At 56.9% G+C, this 15,045-nt stretch carries 15 protein-coding genes; all 15 read right to left on the bottom strand.

All coding sequences use genetic code 11. The features are described from left to right. Positions 1-56: 56 nt before the first annotated feature. Positions 57-1,967, bottom strand: a complete 1,911-nt coding sequence (locus Q8N04_00155) for a cytochrome ubiquinol oxidase subunit I (GenBank protein ID MDP3089066.1) — start codon at positions 1,965-1,967, stop codon at positions 57-59. Positions 1,968-2,035: 68 nt separating this feature from the next. Beyond that, positions 2,036-2,161: a hypothetical protein gene (locus tag Q8N04_00150; GenBank protein MDP3089065.1), complete on the bottom strand. Its 126-nt coding sequence runs from the start codon at positions 2,159-2,161 to the stop codon at positions 2,036-2,038. Positions 2,162-2,518: 357 nt separating this feature from the next. Further along, positions 2,519-3,466, bottom strand: a complete 948-nt coding sequence (locus Q8N04_00145) for an SUMF1/EgtB/PvdO family nonheme iron enzyme (protein ID MDP3089064.1) — start codon at positions 3,464-3,466, stop codon at positions 2,519-2,521. A 5-nt stretch (positions 3,467-3,471) separates the two neighbouring features. Then, entirely contained in the window at positions 3,472-4,389 is a 918-nt protein-coding gene (locus tag Q8N04_00140) for a formylglycine-generating enzyme family protein (GenBank protein MDP3089063.1), read from the bottom strand. A 36-nt stretch (positions 4,390-4,425) separates the two neighbouring features. Further along, positions 4,426-4,824 (bottom strand): hypothetical protein, encoded by a 399-nt coding sequence (locus Q8N04_00135; protein MDP3089062.1) that lies wholly within the window; start codon positions 4,822-4,824, stop codon positions 4,426-4,428. Between the two features lie 20 nt (positions 4,825-4,844). Beyond that, a complete protein-coding gene (locus Q8N04_00130) occupies positions 4,845-5,474 on the bottom strand; it encodes a DUF3047 domain-containing protein (protein ID MDP3089061.1) in 630 nt (209 codons plus the stop codon). A gap of 46 nt (positions 5,475-5,520) precedes the next feature. After that, the gene (locus Q8N04_00125; GenBank protein MDP3089060.1) at positions 5,521-7,401 is read right to left on the bottom strand and encodes a cytochrome ubiquinol oxidase subunit I; all 1,881 of its coding nucleotides are present in this window, start codon (positions 7,399-7,401) and stop codon (positions 5,521-5,523) included. A 4-nt stretch (positions 7,402-7,405) separates the two neighbouring features. After that, entirely contained in the window at positions 7,406-8,485 is a 1,080-nt protein-coding gene (locus Q8N04_00120) for a hypothetical protein (GenBank protein MDP3089059.1), read from the bottom strand. Positions 8,486-8,541: 56 nt separating this feature from the next. Then, entirely contained in the window at positions 8,542-9,048 is a 507-nt protein-coding gene (locus Q8N04_00115) for a PCP reductase family protein (GenBank protein MDP3089058.1), read from the bottom strand. A gap of 3 nt (positions 9,049-9,051) precedes the next feature. Continuing rightward, complete coding sequence (locus Q8N04_00110; GenBank protein ID MDP3089057.1) at positions 9,052-9,765, bottom strand: DUF420 domain-containing protein; 714 nt, start codon at positions 9,763-9,765, stop codon at positions 9,052-9,054. 7 nt (positions 9,766-9,772) lie between these two features. After that, positions 9,773-10,759, bottom strand: coding sequence for a methyltransferase (locus Q8N04_00105; protein MDP3089056.1), 987 nt, complete (start codon positions 10,757-10,759; stop codon positions 9,773-9,775). Between the two features lie 168 nt (positions 10,760-10,927). Continuing rightward, complete coding sequence (locus Q8N04_00100; protein MDP3089055.1) at positions 10,928-11,725, bottom strand: hypothetical protein; 798 nt, start codon at positions 11,723-11,725, stop codon at positions 10,928-10,930. Positions 11,726-11,947: 222 nt separating this feature from the next. Next, positions 11,948-13,312: a HEAT repeat domain-containing protein gene (locus Q8N04_00095; protein ID MDP3089054.1), complete on the bottom strand. Its 1,365-nt coding sequence runs from the start codon at positions 13,310-13,312 to the stop codon at positions 11,948-11,950. Positions 13,313-13,331: 19 nt separating this feature from the next. Then, positions 13,332-13,976 carry a hypothetical protein gene (locus Q8N04_00090; protein MDP3089053.1) on the bottom strand — a complete coding sequence of 215 codons (645 nt, stop codon included), beginning with the start codon at positions 13,974-13,976 and terminating at the stop codon, positions 13,332-13,334. Next, positions 13,973-14,914, bottom strand: a complete 942-nt coding sequence (locus Q8N04_00085; GenBank protein ID MDP3089052.1) for a carboxypeptidase regulatory-like domain-containing protein — start codon at positions 14,912-14,914, stop codon at positions 13,973-13,975. The genes Q8N04_00090 and Q8N04_00085 overlap by 4 nt, the downstream gene beginning before the upstream one ends. Positions 14,915-15,045: the final 131 nt, after the last annotated feature.

Below are 15,045 nucleotides of genomic sequence, written 5' to 3'. Positions count from 1 at the left end.
ACCGGGGGAAGGCGCTTGCATGGCCTTCCCCCTGAGCCAGTTGCTCAATAAGATGGTTAGTGGCTACCTGCCGGCTGAGGCGCACTACCGGGAACCCCCGCCTTCGCATCAACTGGCGCCTTCTTTGCCGCTAAACTGCCAAGCCAGAACACAAAGAGAATGCTGATCCAGAAGAACAAGACGTTGAAGGAAATCATGTTCGCGGCAAAACCGACCGTGTGCGTGTAGGCCCACGGTGAATTGTCTCGCATGATTTCATTCACGTGCCAGAAGAGACGGACCGATGAGCGAATATAGCCCATCAAGCCCATCATCCAGGTAAATGCGGTCGCCAACATGATCAGAGCGTACTGCGAGCGGGCAGAAATCTTACCCCACTCGATCGGCCCCATCTGTTTGGCACCCTTCATCATGACGCTGTTTAACGCAAACATGAAGAAGAGACAGGAGAGCGTGGTCGCCACCTGCGGGACAGACAATCCAACTCGAACGTTAGCCGGGATGTAGTATCCGTAAATCGCCAACCCAATAATATTGATGTAGGCGATGAAGAAGAAGCATCCCATGAAGATGTTCCCAAATTTCGACCAAGAGACGGTCGAAACCTTATTGCCCCGCATGTACCAGACGAAACTCAGCACCGTGGTGGTGATAATGACGTTGATGCCGCCGTTCTTCGCGGACATGACGCCGTAGTTACCCAACACCGGGTGCTGCTGTCCGCCCATGGCCTTCAACTCCGCCGGAGTCATGACCATCGTGTGCGGCGTAATAAAGACCAAGTACCCGCAAGCGAGAATAAACACCAGATACTTGATGTAGCGTTGATACTTCTCTGCCCCGCGCATCCGCCCCATCGCCTGCCACAAATAGTAATTTGTGCTCAGGAACAAGATGCCGATCATGGTTGCCTGAATAATGAAGAGCCAGGCCAGCAATCCACCCATGAGCGTGATGCCCATCTGCTGGCGATACGCATAGACTTCGCGCATGAGCCAGTAGCCGGCAAACGGCAACGGGATCAAGAACGCGACACCGAGCGCCATCGCGATGTAACCCATCCAATCATAGTGGGCGCGATCCTCTTCGGTCTTTGCAGCCAGGAACTTATACGCCGCGTAAGCCGCAACTACACCACCACCGAAGGCCATGTTCCCGAGGATGCGATGCAAGTTCAGAGGATTCCAGAGAGCGGTATGAATCACATGCCAGATGTTTCCGAGGAACCGCCCCTGCTCGTCAACACCGGCCGGCGACATCATGAATCCGATCCACGAGTTCGCCAGGAACATGAGCAAGGTCCCGATGACATTCAATACCACCGACATGCTCAGATGGATCCACTTCAGGAACCCCTCCTTCATCTTGTCCCAACCATAGTAGTAGATGTAGAGGGTGCCGCTCTCAGCCACAAACATCAACGCGTAGATGTGCATCACCGGGCGGAAAATGCTGGACAGATAACCAAAAAACGCAGGATAGAGGGTTAGGAAGGTGAAGATCAGGATACCGCCGAGAACGGCCGTCAGCGAGTACGCCGTCAGGCTGATCTTAATAAAGTCATAGGCGAGCTGATCATAGCGCTTCGCCAACGCCTTATCCTTCGTCACCACCCCCATAAATTCGACGACCATGCAGAAAATCGGAACGGCGAGCACGAAGCTGCCGTAGTAGAGATGCTGCTGGTTCGCGAACCAGAGGAGCACGCGGCTCTCGAAGTTATACCGGGGATAATCCCTCGGGCCGTCAACCGTCTTCGGGGCAGGCGCGCCAACCACGATGCCTTCCGTCTTATAATAGACGTCACGCCCCTTCTCAGCCTTTGCATCCTCCTTCTTTGCCGCGTCAGGCGCATCCGCACCGATTGCCAGTGACGGAAGCGACACCACCACAGGAAACAGGAGGAGGCCAACCATCGCGCAGAGCGCCATGATTGAGAACACTTTCTTCCGGGTTACAAGACCCATGGGATACCTCCTTAATGCATTACGAAAAAGATTCACCACAAACCCTAAAAATCCAACACAGAGCCAAACTACTTGCGGAACATGTACCAGAAGTCCAGGCCCTGCATATCCATCAGAAAATGGTCAACCATCAGGAAGTATCCTACGCAGATCGCCACAGAGATAATCCCATACAGAATATTCTGCCCCATCATCTCCTCCTCATCAGATCGATCAAAGTTTCACAAACGTCATAGTCGCAGCGGCCCTGAACTAGCAGGGGCACTGAATACCAGCAAACCAATAGAAAAACCACAGACCCACCGCGCAAGTGATGTAGAAAATCATCTTGCCGACCTTAACCATCAAATCGCTGTCCGCTGTTGCCGTCGCCATCTTGCCTCCCCTTCCATGCTCGAAATAGTGAGTGAAGTCTGCGAATTCCTTGACACCCCAAAACCTGTGTGTTATTCAAAATTCCTTAGCTGGCGGCCATAACAACACAAGGAAACCCATGACAAAAAACTCAAAAATTTTCGACATTATAGTTTTGGCAGGTATGGTTGTCAATATCATTTTGGCCGTGTTTCTGATTCTCTACTACTTTGATTTTCTATAGATTTCTCGCTGTGATTCGTCGTCTCACCCACGCCATTTTCCACTGACATCGCGCACCGAAATCCGATCGTTTCATCACGAAAATCCGGGACCATTTTGCTTCGACTGGTGAGGCGAAGATCGCCCCCAGTCGTCGTATACGCACCCCCTCGCATCGTTCGATAGACGCCATACTCCGGACTTGGCGGATTTCGGTCTGGCGATTCCTTGTAATACCCTTCTGCATACCAATCCTGAACCCATTCCATGACATTTCCCGCCCCATCCATGACACCGTAGGGACTCATGTCTGCCTTGAATGATCCCGCAGGAGCACTCGCCTCGAATCCATCGTTGACTCGCGCCCAGTTGGCCCCATCAGGCTGCTCGGAATTTCCCCAGGGCCACAGACGACCATCTGTACCCCGCATGGCTTTTTCCCATTCAGCCTCTGTAGGCAGCCGCCTGCTCTTCCACTGACAGTAGGCCACAGCATCGTCCCATGACACATAGATAGCAGGCTGATTGGGGCCGCGCATTTTGGAAACATTCTTGGCGTAGCGTGACGGAGGCCCCGCCTTCCGGTGACCGGCGGCCGCGGCAAACTGCCCATACTGCGAATTGGTCACTTCATAGCGGTCGATTTGAAATGCATCAAGGAAGATCTCCCTGGGCGGCCCTTCGTCAAGCCCGCCTGCATCCGTCCCACGCAGAAAGGTCCCGGCAGGTATCAAGATCATCTCTTCATCTATCGGTGTTTCAGTTGCAGCAGGCACGTCGCCAGGCTGCACCGAAACCTGGGAACCGGGATCACTCTCTTCGAAGGGAGTCGTGGTTGTCCCACGAAGGATGGCAATAATCGGCATGGCCGCGAACAGCAGAACCACGATAAGAAACACGACCTTGAATCTGGTTTCCAGCATGACCGCTACTGACCGGCCGCGTCGCCGCTCGGCTCTAAATCGCTGGCGCAACGAATTCCGATCGTGATGTCATTCCGCCAATGCTTGGCTGCGAAACGCTTGGAGAGCCTGGCGTTTTGCTCGGTTTCTCTCCAGGATCCACCACGTACCACTTTCAGATCACCTTCATCGGGCCCTTTCGGGTCACGATAACCACCCTTTTTATAGTAATGCTCATCGTACGTATCCGCGACCCATTCGGCGACATTGCCTGTCATATCGTGCAATCCATAGGGACTCCGGCCGGCTTCAAATGAACCGGGAGGCGCCAGATACTTGTATCCATCCTCAGGCCCATCCACATTGGCCACACCATTCATGAACTTGTCGCCCCAAGGGTATTTCCGTTTCCCCTCACCCCGCCCGGCCTTCTCCCATTCAGCCTCTGTCGGCAATCGCTTACCGGCCCACTTGCAATAGGCGACCGCATCGTCCCAGGAAACGCTCATCGCCGCCAGCTCAGGCTTTAAGACTTTCGACTGGTCGTCTTCGAATACTTCAATCCTCGGGAGCTGACGCTTGGTCATCTTGGCAAAACGCAGGTACTCATCCTGCGTCACTTCGTATCGATCGATAAAGAACCCTTTCAAGAACACCTGTCGCTCAGGCGCCTCATCCGGATCCCCATCGCTACTCCCCATCGTAAACGGCCCCGCCGGCACCTGCACCATCTCGCGCCCTTCATCGCCGATTCTCGTCTTATACATCGAGAAATCCTGCGCAACCGCCTTCGCCGCGACCGGGCGGGATTCCGTCTGGATACTCATGGCTAATTCCCGCATCTGCTTGGCCTTATACGACTCGTAGACTAGCCCTGCGATCAGGAGAATGAATGACCCGAAGACAAAGACGATTGACCCGATCAGTACACCCCTGTTTTCCATAAGTCTCCACGCACCCGGATAAATCTGACATGACCCCTATCGGCGAGCGTCCTGAGTCACCTCTTCAACGGACGCACCCGCCGCTTCGGCCTTGCGGGCCGCGCGCATATCCAACAACATCGAGACCTGAACTCCGAGAAATCCGCCCATGGCCGCCCCGGCACCGGCCCCATACGAGATCCGTTCCGGTCCGGCCAATAGCCAGGCCAGCAAACCGCCCAGGACTGTTCCAACTAAAATACTGATCAGAAACCGTCGCCCCCCGAGGAACCCTACGACACCCCCCATTACAAGCCCGATCCCAATCGCCGACGGTATGAATTCATTGCCCATGATGAGACCGATGAGCGTTCCCACGGTTCCCATCACCACCACACCGAACACGATGTCCACGAGCTTTCTGATGGGAAGCCCCTGATCTCCAGCCTCAGTCATGGCAACTGCGACTCCCTCCGTTACTTGGCAGGACCGGCCACCAACGAGCCAAAATCAATCTCCACTCCAGGCGCAGCAATAATCGAAATCCCCCAGGCCTTGGGCGCCGGCTCATGTTGATGAATGCGCTTGAAGTCTTCATACACGTTCACCCGCTCTTCAAACCACTGACCGACCTCTTTGGTCCCGCTTTGCATGACGATCTCAGATCCGCTGAACATCCCGCCTTCCGTCAAGGTACCTTCTGGTTTTGTCCCGCTCCAGACGTACTTCGTGAACACGGGAATAAACATGAGATCGGTATCCAGCGAGGCATAGATCGCCGCGATCTGATCCGTCCCGGCAGGGGCCTTGATCAGACGCCAGCGCCAGGTGAGCACGGGATAGGCTTTGGGATCCCAGTCGATCTTCTTTTTCTTGATCCGTTGTCCGGCATCTTTAGCCGACAAAAAATTCACCCCGTTTTCAGTCTGAACTTTATAGGCTTCGCGGCCCTTGGAATGGCTCCGCTGGTTTTCGTGATCCCAGGACGAGGGGAAACCATCCGCTTCTTTTCCTTGAAAGTCTTCCAGCACCAACACTTGACCTTCTGCATAGACGGACTCAGTGGTGACGGTTCCGACATACAACGCCATACTCGCCAGAGCCACTGCACTCCATACCATCCGACCATTCATAGACGTTCCGACCCTTTCTTTAGGATGAGGCTTCTTGCGAAGAGGAGGGAGCCAACCCCGGCACCGGCTCCTCGAAAAACTCTTCCCCCATTACCGGCTGCTGTTCGCGCTGACACATCCAAAAGAGCGCGAACACCGCTCCCCAAAACACCACCATGTTTAGCGTGACCATTTTCGCAGCAAACTCAAGATCGGGAGTAAACGCCCAGGGAGAGACATCGGCCATCAGCTCGCTGACGTGCCAGGACAGGCGCCCGGACGATCGAATGTAGCCCATCAACCCCATCACCCAGGTGAACGCCGCGGCCAAACCGAAGAGCCCCACCATGCCGCGCACCGAAATCTTCCCCCATTGCACGGGGCCGTGCACCACCGAGCCCCGGAGCATGAGACGGTTGATCACGACACCTGCCAGAATCACCGTCAACGTCGTAAAGGCTTGGGGCGAAGACAATCCCACGCGGATCTTCGCGGGCAAATAGAAGCCGTAGATCGACAGCCAGATCACATTCACGAGACCCACCGTGTACAAGGTCCCGATCAGAAGATTCCCTGTCTTCACCCAGGACACCGTCATCGTTCGATTGGCACGCCGATAGTAGAGAAAGCTGAGCGCCGTGATGAGAATCATCACATTGACTGCGCCGTTCTTTGCTGACATAACCCCGTAATTCCCGACCACCGGATGCTGCGCCCCGCCCATCGCCTTCACTTCCGCCCCTGACATCAAGACCGTATGCGGCGTCAACCAGATGAAGAGCGCCATCGTCAGCACGCCAAGCAGGAACTGGTAGTACGGCTGGTAGCGCTCCCCGCCCTTGATTCGCGCCATACTCTGCCAAATGTAGTAGTTGATCCCCAAGAGCAACGCCCCGATCAGCAGCGCCTGCACGACAAAGAGCCAGGTCAACAAGCCGCCCATCATGGTCACGCCCATGCTCTGACTGAAGGCATACACCGAGCGCATCAGCCAATACCCGGCGATCGGCATCGGCAGCAACGCACAGACCGTGACGAACAGAAAGATATAGCCCACCCAATCGTAATAGGCCCGTTCTTCGCTGGTCTTGCTGGTGAAGAACCGATAGCAGGCATAGGCCAGCACCACCGCACCGCCTGACATAATGTCTGCGAGGAACCGATGGACGTTCAGGGGATTCCAGAGAGCGGAATGGAGCAAGTGCCAGACATTCCCGAGAAACCGGCCCTGTGCATCGACACCGGCCGGCGCCATCATAAACGCCGACCAGGCGTTTGCCAGCAACAGCAATGACGTCCCGAAAATATTCGTCAAGATACCGATCGCGGCGTGGATCCACTTCAACCCGCGTTCTGCCATCCGATTCCAGCTGTAGTAATAGACAATCAGCAACAGCGCCTCTCCGACAAACACGATGGCATAGACCGGCATGAAGGACTTGAACGTCCCGCCCATATACTTCATGAACGACGGGTAGAAGTAGATGAACATGGACAGCATGAGGCTCCCGACCACCGCGGTCACCGAGAGAGCCAGCAAGGCGACCTTCGCCAAGTCTCTGGCCAAGCCGTCATAGCGAAGCGACAATGCCGGCTTCTTGGTGATCAATCCGGCAAACTCCAGCAAGGCACAGAACAGCGGCAGTGCGAGGACGAATCCGCCGAAGTAGGTATGCTGCTGCGTCACGAACCAGACCAAGAGCCGGCTATCGAATGAACCAATCCGTGAATAGACCGTCTCATGAGGCCCCGGAGCCGGCGGACCTTGCGGCGTACCCTCTATGCCAAAGTACAGGTCCGTCGTGCCCTCGGCAAACGACAGACTCGGTCCGATCCCGAGTACGGGCAACAGAGCGGCCAGGATCGTGACACACACGACCACAGCGATCATGGAACCGGTCATCCAGCTGCGACGGCGCATACGACTACCCCTTTGATCCCGTCTTACCTAAGGCCATGTCTCCGGCCAGTCCACTTATGCTGCCGGACGCAGTGGCCGACTTGCCAAGAATCCCCATCACGAAGGGACAACGCAGCATTCCGCTCGACAACTGCGGCGCCTGCTCATCTTCGACTTGCCGGCGATGACCCAGATAGTACCCGTACAGCGTCATGATCGCCGTAACCAACGCGCCCCCTACAACGGCATGCCCTGTCGCCATTCCTGGCTGCCTGCCGACAAACAGCACCAGGCCCATGGCGACCAAATAGTACGTGGACGCAAAGGCCATCCCGGGCCACCACCAATACTTCAATAACTCGGTCGGCGCTGTCCGCTTGAGTGTCTCCACCCATGCCACGGAGGGGCGTAAGCCACCGAAATACGCGCAAAGTGTGAGGGCACCGCCCAAAACGGTGACGCCCAGTAACTGAGCCAACGCCGCCATCTGCCCATCCGCGATCACATGCCCCGACAATCCCATCACCCCGCCAACACCCAAACCGACAAGCCCCCAAGGCCCGAGCTGCGACAGCCGGACTTGCACTAACGTACGGAGGGCTGCTCCGTCAGGGAAGGTGAGAAACGGGCGTCCCTGAACCGCAAGCTTCCGCACATGGCCGATTTCAAACGCATCGCGTGCCACCGACGTACAGGAGATAATGATCGCCATCATGGCCGGACCATCCGGATGCTGTAGATAGCTATACCCCACCACCCACAACAGTGCGAGCACCAAGAGCGACAGCTGGATCCCGTAAACGGCGCCAATCCATCCGGCCAGCCAGGCCAGGAGTCGGCTCCCATCTTCTCGTGCGATCACTATCCACGGAGCGGAGCGTCCAACCCGATAGGCCAAGAGTGCAGTGACCATCGCCACCAGACTGCTCACGGCCAGCAAGACAAGGGGCTCCGTCAACGGCACTACATGCTTTGCGAGGCGATAGACCCCGAACGCAACCAATCCCGGCACAAACATGACGAGACGCTTCTGCTTGCGTACGGCATCTTCCGTCACCGCCAGGCTCAGGCTCGGAAGCACCCGCAATGCCATTCGATGCAACATCAGGTCCGTGATGCGTCAGACCCGCATTCCTCAATTTGCAAGAAACTCGTCACTCGTCACCTGTCACTTGTCACAGTCTTTGAACCCATCCCAAAATACTTGGCCTTGAGTTCTTCCATCAGGGCCACCGTGATTCGCGTCTGTCCGCGATCGGCCGCCGTTCGCTCCAGTTCAACCTTCGCCATCGCACGGACGGGAGCCGGCACTTTGCTCAGACGCCGTTCCGCCTCAGCATCCCATTCAATCCGTTCGCCGGTGCGCGGGCGAAGCAGCACATCGTACGTCACGACCCGTTCGCCACGCGTCCGCAGATCCTGCTCGACCTCGTCCCGAAATAGCGGCGCCAAATACGGTGGCAGTCTTTCAAGCCGATGCAAGGCATCGTCCGTCCACGTCAGTCGATCGACCAAACCGTTCATCTGTCCGGCCGGGACATCCACGCCGACTTTGAGCCCGCAGCCGCGACATTCCGATCTGATAAACCACTGGAGCGCCCCATCGTCATAGGCTCGCTCTTCAATGCCCTCGGTATGCATCCAGCGCCCGCAGCCACAGGTCAACATGGGCTATCCAATCTTGCCGGGATACAGAATGTAGAGCATCGTGTAAGTAAAGGTGCCGGTGGCGAACAGGATGCAATAGATGACCATCGTGAATCGGCCCAGCGCGCGATGCCGTCGCCCACCGTCCGGCCAGATGCGTTGGATCGTGATCTCCACCGCCAACACAATCCCGACGAGGAACAGGAGCCCGAGATAGACTTCCAGCTTCCGCATGGAGAAACCGGCCGTTGCCACGCGAGAGAAAAACAGCCCAAGCACGACGACCGTCACCGCGCCGAAGATCGCTCCTACTTTCTTCCAGGTCGTCACCAGCAACGACTCGCGCAGAGACCGCACCCCGTCGATCACCTGTTGCGAGCGAAATCCCAACACGATCATATAGACCGCCATGACCAATCCGATGATGACCAGAATAATGTGGAGCGTCAGGACCGGGATAAAGACATAGTCGTACAGCGCCTGCGAGCCTCCGAAACCTTCTTTGCCCTCGACGGCCAGAACCCCGAGCTGCCGAAACAGGTAGTAGGCGATGAAGAAACTGAGCATTGAGATCATCCCGCCCAGCATCAGCCAGTGATGGGCGTCGGCCTTGCGCTGTTTCGCCTGAACCCATCCCAAAATAAACAATCCGGTAAAGAGTGTCGCCATGAACTGGCTCAAGTCCGCGCCGATCGTGGCATGCGTCCCGAGAAATCCAGGATCTTTGAGCCAATCCATCACGCGCTTACCTTGTCCCTTTCAGGCCCTGTACCACGGCGGTTTTCTCTAACTCCGTAGACGAGGCAAACCCCGCTGCGATCATCCATTGAATAGCGTCACCCGTCTTATAGCAGCCACCCTGCTGCGTATTGACCAGGATATGAACCGCAAAGGCCGTCGTCCAGGCAGGACCGGTCCCCGCCTCATCCAGAAACCGATCCTTAATAATCAACCGTCCCCCCGGTGCCAAATGAGCCAGGACTTTCTTCACAAGCGCGGCATTGGTCTCAAAGGTCTGGTAATGCAGAATGTCGGACATCAGCACGACATCATAGGGACCGCCGAGGCTATCCGTATTGAAGTTCCCCGGAAGCAGCGCAATCCGTGAGTCGAGCCCGGCTTCCTTCACCGTCTTTTCCGTTAAATGCAACGTGGCAGGAAGATCAAACACGGTGGCCGTGAGCTCGGGATAGGTCTGACAAAAGGCAATCGCATTCGTTCCCGCACCGCCTCCCAGATCCAGCATACGAACAGGTTCAGCCAGGCTCAGCCGCTTGGCAAAATCAGGCCCGCTCTGCTGGCCGATCCGGTGAAGGACTGCCAGGACATTCGTACCCAACTCAGGATCCGTTTCAAAGACATGTCGATCGACGGCCCGCTGCCCTGTCCGAATGGTCTGCTCTAACTTTCCCCAATTCTCCCATTCTGCATCGTGCAGCAGGAGCAAGTGCCCGATATATTGAGGGGAATGCTTGACGAGATGAGTAGCCGCTGCCGCTGAATTGCCGTAGGCCTCGCCCTCTTTGTTCAGCAACCGCATCGCGACCAACGCGTTTAGGAGGAGCGTCAGAGTCGGCTCATGGGCGCCTAAGCGGCCGACGATCTCCTGAGCCGTTTTCCATTTCCCATCGAGAGCGGAAAAGAGGTCCAGGCGCACGCCGGTCAGGAGAATTTTCGTCTCCCAGTAGTACCCGAGTTGAAAGATTTCGGCGAGCGAGAGTTCTCGTGACACACCAATCCCCTTGACGCATCCTGATTCAGGAATTGGGCATCTTACCCAGTTCAGAAAGTGAAAGGCAAGGCGACTCAGCCGGGGGAAAACTCAGCAGAAACACAAAGGGCAGCGGATTGCTCCGCTGCCCTTTGTGGCGGGGTGCTCCCGCTAAAACTGGAAACCGGCTTACTTGATTTCAGCCTTGAGATCAGCCTTCCCGCCTTCGGGAACATCCACCTCGAACTCCACCTTCTTACCCTTGGCGGCAAACGGGTGCCAGGCCACCACTTTGTGCTTGCCGGCCGGGACGTCCTTGAGCTCAAACGTGCCGTCTTCCTTCACCACGGCGTAATGCGCATTTGAGACCGGGAGGAAGAACGACTGCATGAACTCATGCTGGTCGCACTGTAACCGATAGAAGCCATCCTTCTCCGCGCCGCCACGGAACACGACCGGCTTCTCCATCTTGTCGCCCTTCTTGGCCAAACCGATGTTGAAACCGGTTGCGGAGCTCGAACCCTTCACGACGAAGCTATGCGGATTGTGGAGCACACCCAGGACCGACTTGGGGTCATCCGCGTCGGCATCTTGATTTTCGACCTTGAAACTCTTGTTGTTCACAACCACGCCCGAGAACGGGAGGAACTCGCAGAACGCCGCAACAACTTCTGTTCCGGCATAGCCATCCATGAATGCCTTGTCTTCGATGTCGACCACGGCCACAACTGCACCCTTCAGACCGCCATCCTTGCCCACTTCGATGGACTTCAAGAAGCGCTTATCGCCATCCATCAAGCTCTTGTTCGGGTTCTTCGGGCAGAACTTGGGGTTCGGGAACTTGGCGAAGGAAAACTCCTTCTGCTCAGCCTTCCCGGCATAGGTTACTTTCCCGGCAATGGTTCCGCCGGCATTCGCCAACAGCGGGGCTGCCACCAACGCCACCGCGGCCGCACCAAACACAACTGATAACGCACCCTTCTTCATGAGACTGCCTCCTTGTGATGAACTAACTGCCCTGATTTCTCACTCGTGGTTCCCTTCCGTCAATCCACCGGCCTGGCGAGAGGAATGGAAGGGGTCGCTTCCTCTCTGGTGTACTCGATCGCTATCACGCTGGCGAGGCTGATCGTGGACCGAGTATCTATATAAAAGTCTACCGTACCCTGTCAATCCGAAACAAGAGGCGATTATCCGCCCCCCCCCCCGCTAGGATTTCGACTGGAGTAGATGCAAGAGCCCTCCTGCAGCCGTCGCCCGGACGGCCTCATTGGCATCATGCATCCCCTCCATCATCAAGGGAATCACCTCACGATCTCCAATATGGCCCAGAGACCGCAGGGCGACAATCTTGGGACCGGGTAACGTATCGGCCGTGAGGCCACCCAGAAACGCGATCGCGTCTTTGGCATTCGACTTGGTTGCCTTCCCGAGAGCAAACGCGATCGAGGCGCGGGCGGCCGTATCGTTTTGCTGGGCGAGGGCTCTGGCTGCATCAGCGACCATCTCAAATGGTTGACCGAGTTGAAGCAAGGACGCCACCGCCGCCGCCCGTACCGTGACCTGTCCATCCCCTAGCAATTGCTTGATAGCTGGCACAGATTCAACCGTACCCAACTCCGCTAGGCTCGACACCGCCGACTCTCGTACAGCCGGGATAGGGTCTTTCAATAACAGCTCGATCTTCTCGCGAGCCTCTTTCCGTCCGAGTTGCCCCAGCCCTCTCGCCGCAGTCCCCCGTACGGAAGGCTGTGCGTAGGTTAAGAGCTCCATCATCAGGGGCGCACCCCGCTGATCCTTCAGGTCGGCGATGGCCCGCATGGCATCGGTCCGATCGTCCGGGTTGGCCGCATCGGCAACCTTCCGCAACACATCCCAGGCCTCTTTTTTCCCCAGCCGGATGAGCGCCGCATACGCGGCAATCCGTACCGGCGAAAGTTCGTCCTTCGCCGCAGCCTCGATGAGGGGCAGGACGGAAGCATCTCCGGAGCGCCCGAGCGCTTTGACGACACGCGCTTTGACCAGTCCCGCCTGATCCTCAATCGCCCCGCGTAACTTCTTCGACTTTCGCCCGGCTTCCGAGCGACCCAGCCCTTCGACCGCCAAGACACGCACCGGCCCGGACCCATCGCTCAATCCGTCCTCAAACAGGGGCACCGCCTCATGGGAGTCGATTTCCTTCAGTGCCGTGTAAGCCGCCCCCCGCATTTGCTCGCGCATGTCCTTCACAAGCACCACAATCAAGCCCAGCGCCACCTCTCGAAGCACCGGCTCATCATCCCGCTTGAGAGACTGGGCCAGCAGGTCGTACTCATCCAACGCGTCTTTAGGCTTGTCCAGATTGATCAGGGACCGGATCTTGAGCCGCCTGACATCGGGGGCAGCAGTCTTGTCCTTATCGAGCTTGGCCAGTTCATCGAGCACCTGCTGATAGGCTTTCTTCTCAAAGGCCGTCTGGGCTTCTTTGGGAACCGCCGCCGCCCCCGCCGCGAGCACAGACGGATCGAGCCATGCAAACACGCATAGAAGTCCTGCGATTGCCACAACACCCTGCTTGCGAACCATGTGCGTCATCAATGTTCCTTGTCGCCCGCTACCCCTGCACTCTCGGACTTGCAGGACTTGCCCGCTTTTTATATCCGGGGGGCTCATCAAAATAGTAGTCCGGCTGGGGAGAGAGCCGAATCCGCTCATACTCCACGGACCAGTCTCGATCGCGGCTCACCAGCTTCAACACAATCCCGGCTTCCACATCAACCCATTCAAAAAACCGCTCCACCCGGCCATGGCGATCCGTCTGCACCTCGAATAACTGCGCCGGCCGGCCAACCGCCGTCGCATCCCCGATCAAGACCCGTTCTTTCTCGCCGGGCAATGTGGGCCGAACCGGCAACACATCGTCCACGTCCACCGGCGTCACCAGGAGTTCTTTCCGCTGTGCGAGAAGATACCAGGTTTCGGCTTTGTCCAGACGAATAATCTCAATCGCGGCATACCCGTAGTCGGTCTTCAACGCGTATTTATACTCCAACCGAATCCGGTCGCCTTTCGCAAACACCTGCGCCTGATGCTTCTTGCCCTCTACGTGCTTGATCAGCGTCCCGGAAAACTCCGCACCCTTCGCGGCAGACTCTTCACTCCAGGCAGGGTTGCCGGCCGACACTGTCAGCAGCGCAAGCACGACGGCGGCCAGGCCACTTCGCAGGCTTTGAGCAAAGCACGTAACCAGACCGATCAATGCTGATGCTCCACAAGCGGCTGGATATCGATCGAATAGCCCAGGGACTCCGGACCGAAACGGGGATTGTCCATCACCTTGTAGGCAGACCGATTTCCTTTGGGAGCCTGTAATGAGAGCTGTTCCGTCAGTTTGCCGTCAGCCTGGATCGTGACCATCTTCGTCAGGCCGGGACCGGTCTGTGGATGCCACACCACCAACTGGTAGGTCCCCGGTGGAATGTGATCGATCTTGAAGGCACCCGCACGATCGGTCAGCGCATAGTAGGGATTGTTCACCGCCATCGCCCAGCTTTCCATGTACGCGTGAAAGCCGCACTGCATGTAAAAGGTCCGGCGGCCCTTGTTCAAATACACCGGCCCCACCAGGGACGCTCCCGGCGCATGGTTATGCAACGCATGAATATCGCCGCGGTGATGCTGATGATTCATGACCAGCGGCGTGTTGAATAATGTCCTCGCGCCGGCTTCCGGGGACGTTTCATATCCTTGAATATCGTGCATCACCGGATCCATGTTAATGACTTCCACGGCATGGCCGTTCCGCACAATCGTCATAAACGGTTGAAACATGCAATCCCGCGCTTCGATCAACGGCACGGAGGTTTCAAAGGGCTTTCCTGCCTCTACCCCCTCCAGCAGCACGATTGCATCCTTCAGTCCGGCATCTGCGCTCACGACAAAATCGCGCAATAACCTCCATCCACGGCCGTTTGAAATCCGCCCGCAATAGGCAGGGTCTGGAAAAGTGATGAGGTTGAAGCCCTTGGGCTCCGGGACCGCGCCATCCAACCGGACGACCCCTTCGAGCGTTCCGCCATGTGGCACCTCAATAACATCATAGGCAGAGGCGGCGCTTGCACCCATTGCCATGACCAGCAACGAGATCGCCGCCATCGCACTCACACCCGCCCGCTTCAGTTCTGCATGACTATTCACAGTGAATCCCTCCATGCCGAAGCCTATAGTCCAAATGCGTTATCGTATCAAATGGCCGCTAGAAAGAAAAAGGGGGAAGCCTCGCGGCTTCCCCCTTCCATCTCATCCCTCATTCCTACTGAACGTAGGAG

Origin of the sequence: Nitrospira sp. (genome assembly GCA_030692565.1) — a bacterium.
Classification (GTDB): domain Bacteria; phylum Nitrospirota; class Nitrospiria; order Nitrospirales; family Nitrospiraceae; genus Nitrospira_D.
The sequence above is the reverse complement of the archived record's forward strand: the minus strand, read 5'-3'. Positions and strand labels throughout refer to the sequence as shown.

What these genes read in the sequence shown, in the direction of transcription:
- Q8N04_00155 (MDP3089066.1), bottom strand. Translation starts at nt 1,967, where the DNA reads ATGGGTCTTGTAACCCGGAAGAAAGTGTTCTCAATCATGGCGCTCTGC.
- Q8N04_00150 (MDP3089065.1), bottom strand. Translation starts at nt 2,161, where the DNA reads ATGATGGGGCAGAATATTCTGTATGGGATTATCTCTGTGGCGATCTGC.
- Q8N04_00145 (MDP3089064.1), bottom strand. Translation starts at nt 3,466, where the DNA reads ATGCTGGAAACCAGATTCAAGGTCGTGTTTCTTATCGTGGTTCTGCTG.
- Q8N04_00140 (MDP3089063.1), bottom strand. Translation starts at nt 4,389, where the DNA reads ATGGAAAACAGGGGTGTACTGATCGGGTCAATCGTCTTTGTCTTCGGG.
- Q8N04_00135 (MDP3089062.1), bottom strand. Translation starts at nt 4,824, where the DNA reads ATGACTGAGGCTGGAGATCAGGGGCTTCCCATCAGAAAGCTCGTGGAC.
- Q8N04_00125 (MDP3089060.1), bottom strand. Translation starts at nt 7,401, where the DNA reads ATGCGCCGTCGCAGCTGGATGACCGGTTCCATGATCGCTGTGGTCGTG.
- Q8N04_00120 (MDP3089059.1), bottom strand. Translation starts at nt 8,485, where the DNA reads ATGTTGCATCGAATGGCATTGCGGGTGCTTCCGAGCCTGAGCCTGGCG.
- Q8N04_00115 (MDP3089058.1), bottom strand. Translation starts at nt 9,048, where the DNA reads ATGTTGACCTGTGGCTGCGGGCGCTGGATGCATACCGAGGGCATTGAA.
- Q8N04_00110 (MDP3089057.1), bottom strand. Translation starts at nt 9,765, where the DNA reads ATGGATTGGCTCAAAGATCCTGGATTTCTCGGGACGCATGCCACGATC.
- Q8N04_00100 (MDP3089055.1), bottom strand. Translation starts at nt 11,725, where the DNA reads ATGAAGAAGGGTGCGTTATCAGTTGTGTTTGGTGCGGCCGCGGTGGCG.
- Q8N04_00095 (MDP3089054.1), bottom strand. Translation starts at nt 13,312, where the DNA reads ATGACGCACATGGTTCGCAAGCAGGGTGTTGTGGCAATCGCAGGACTT.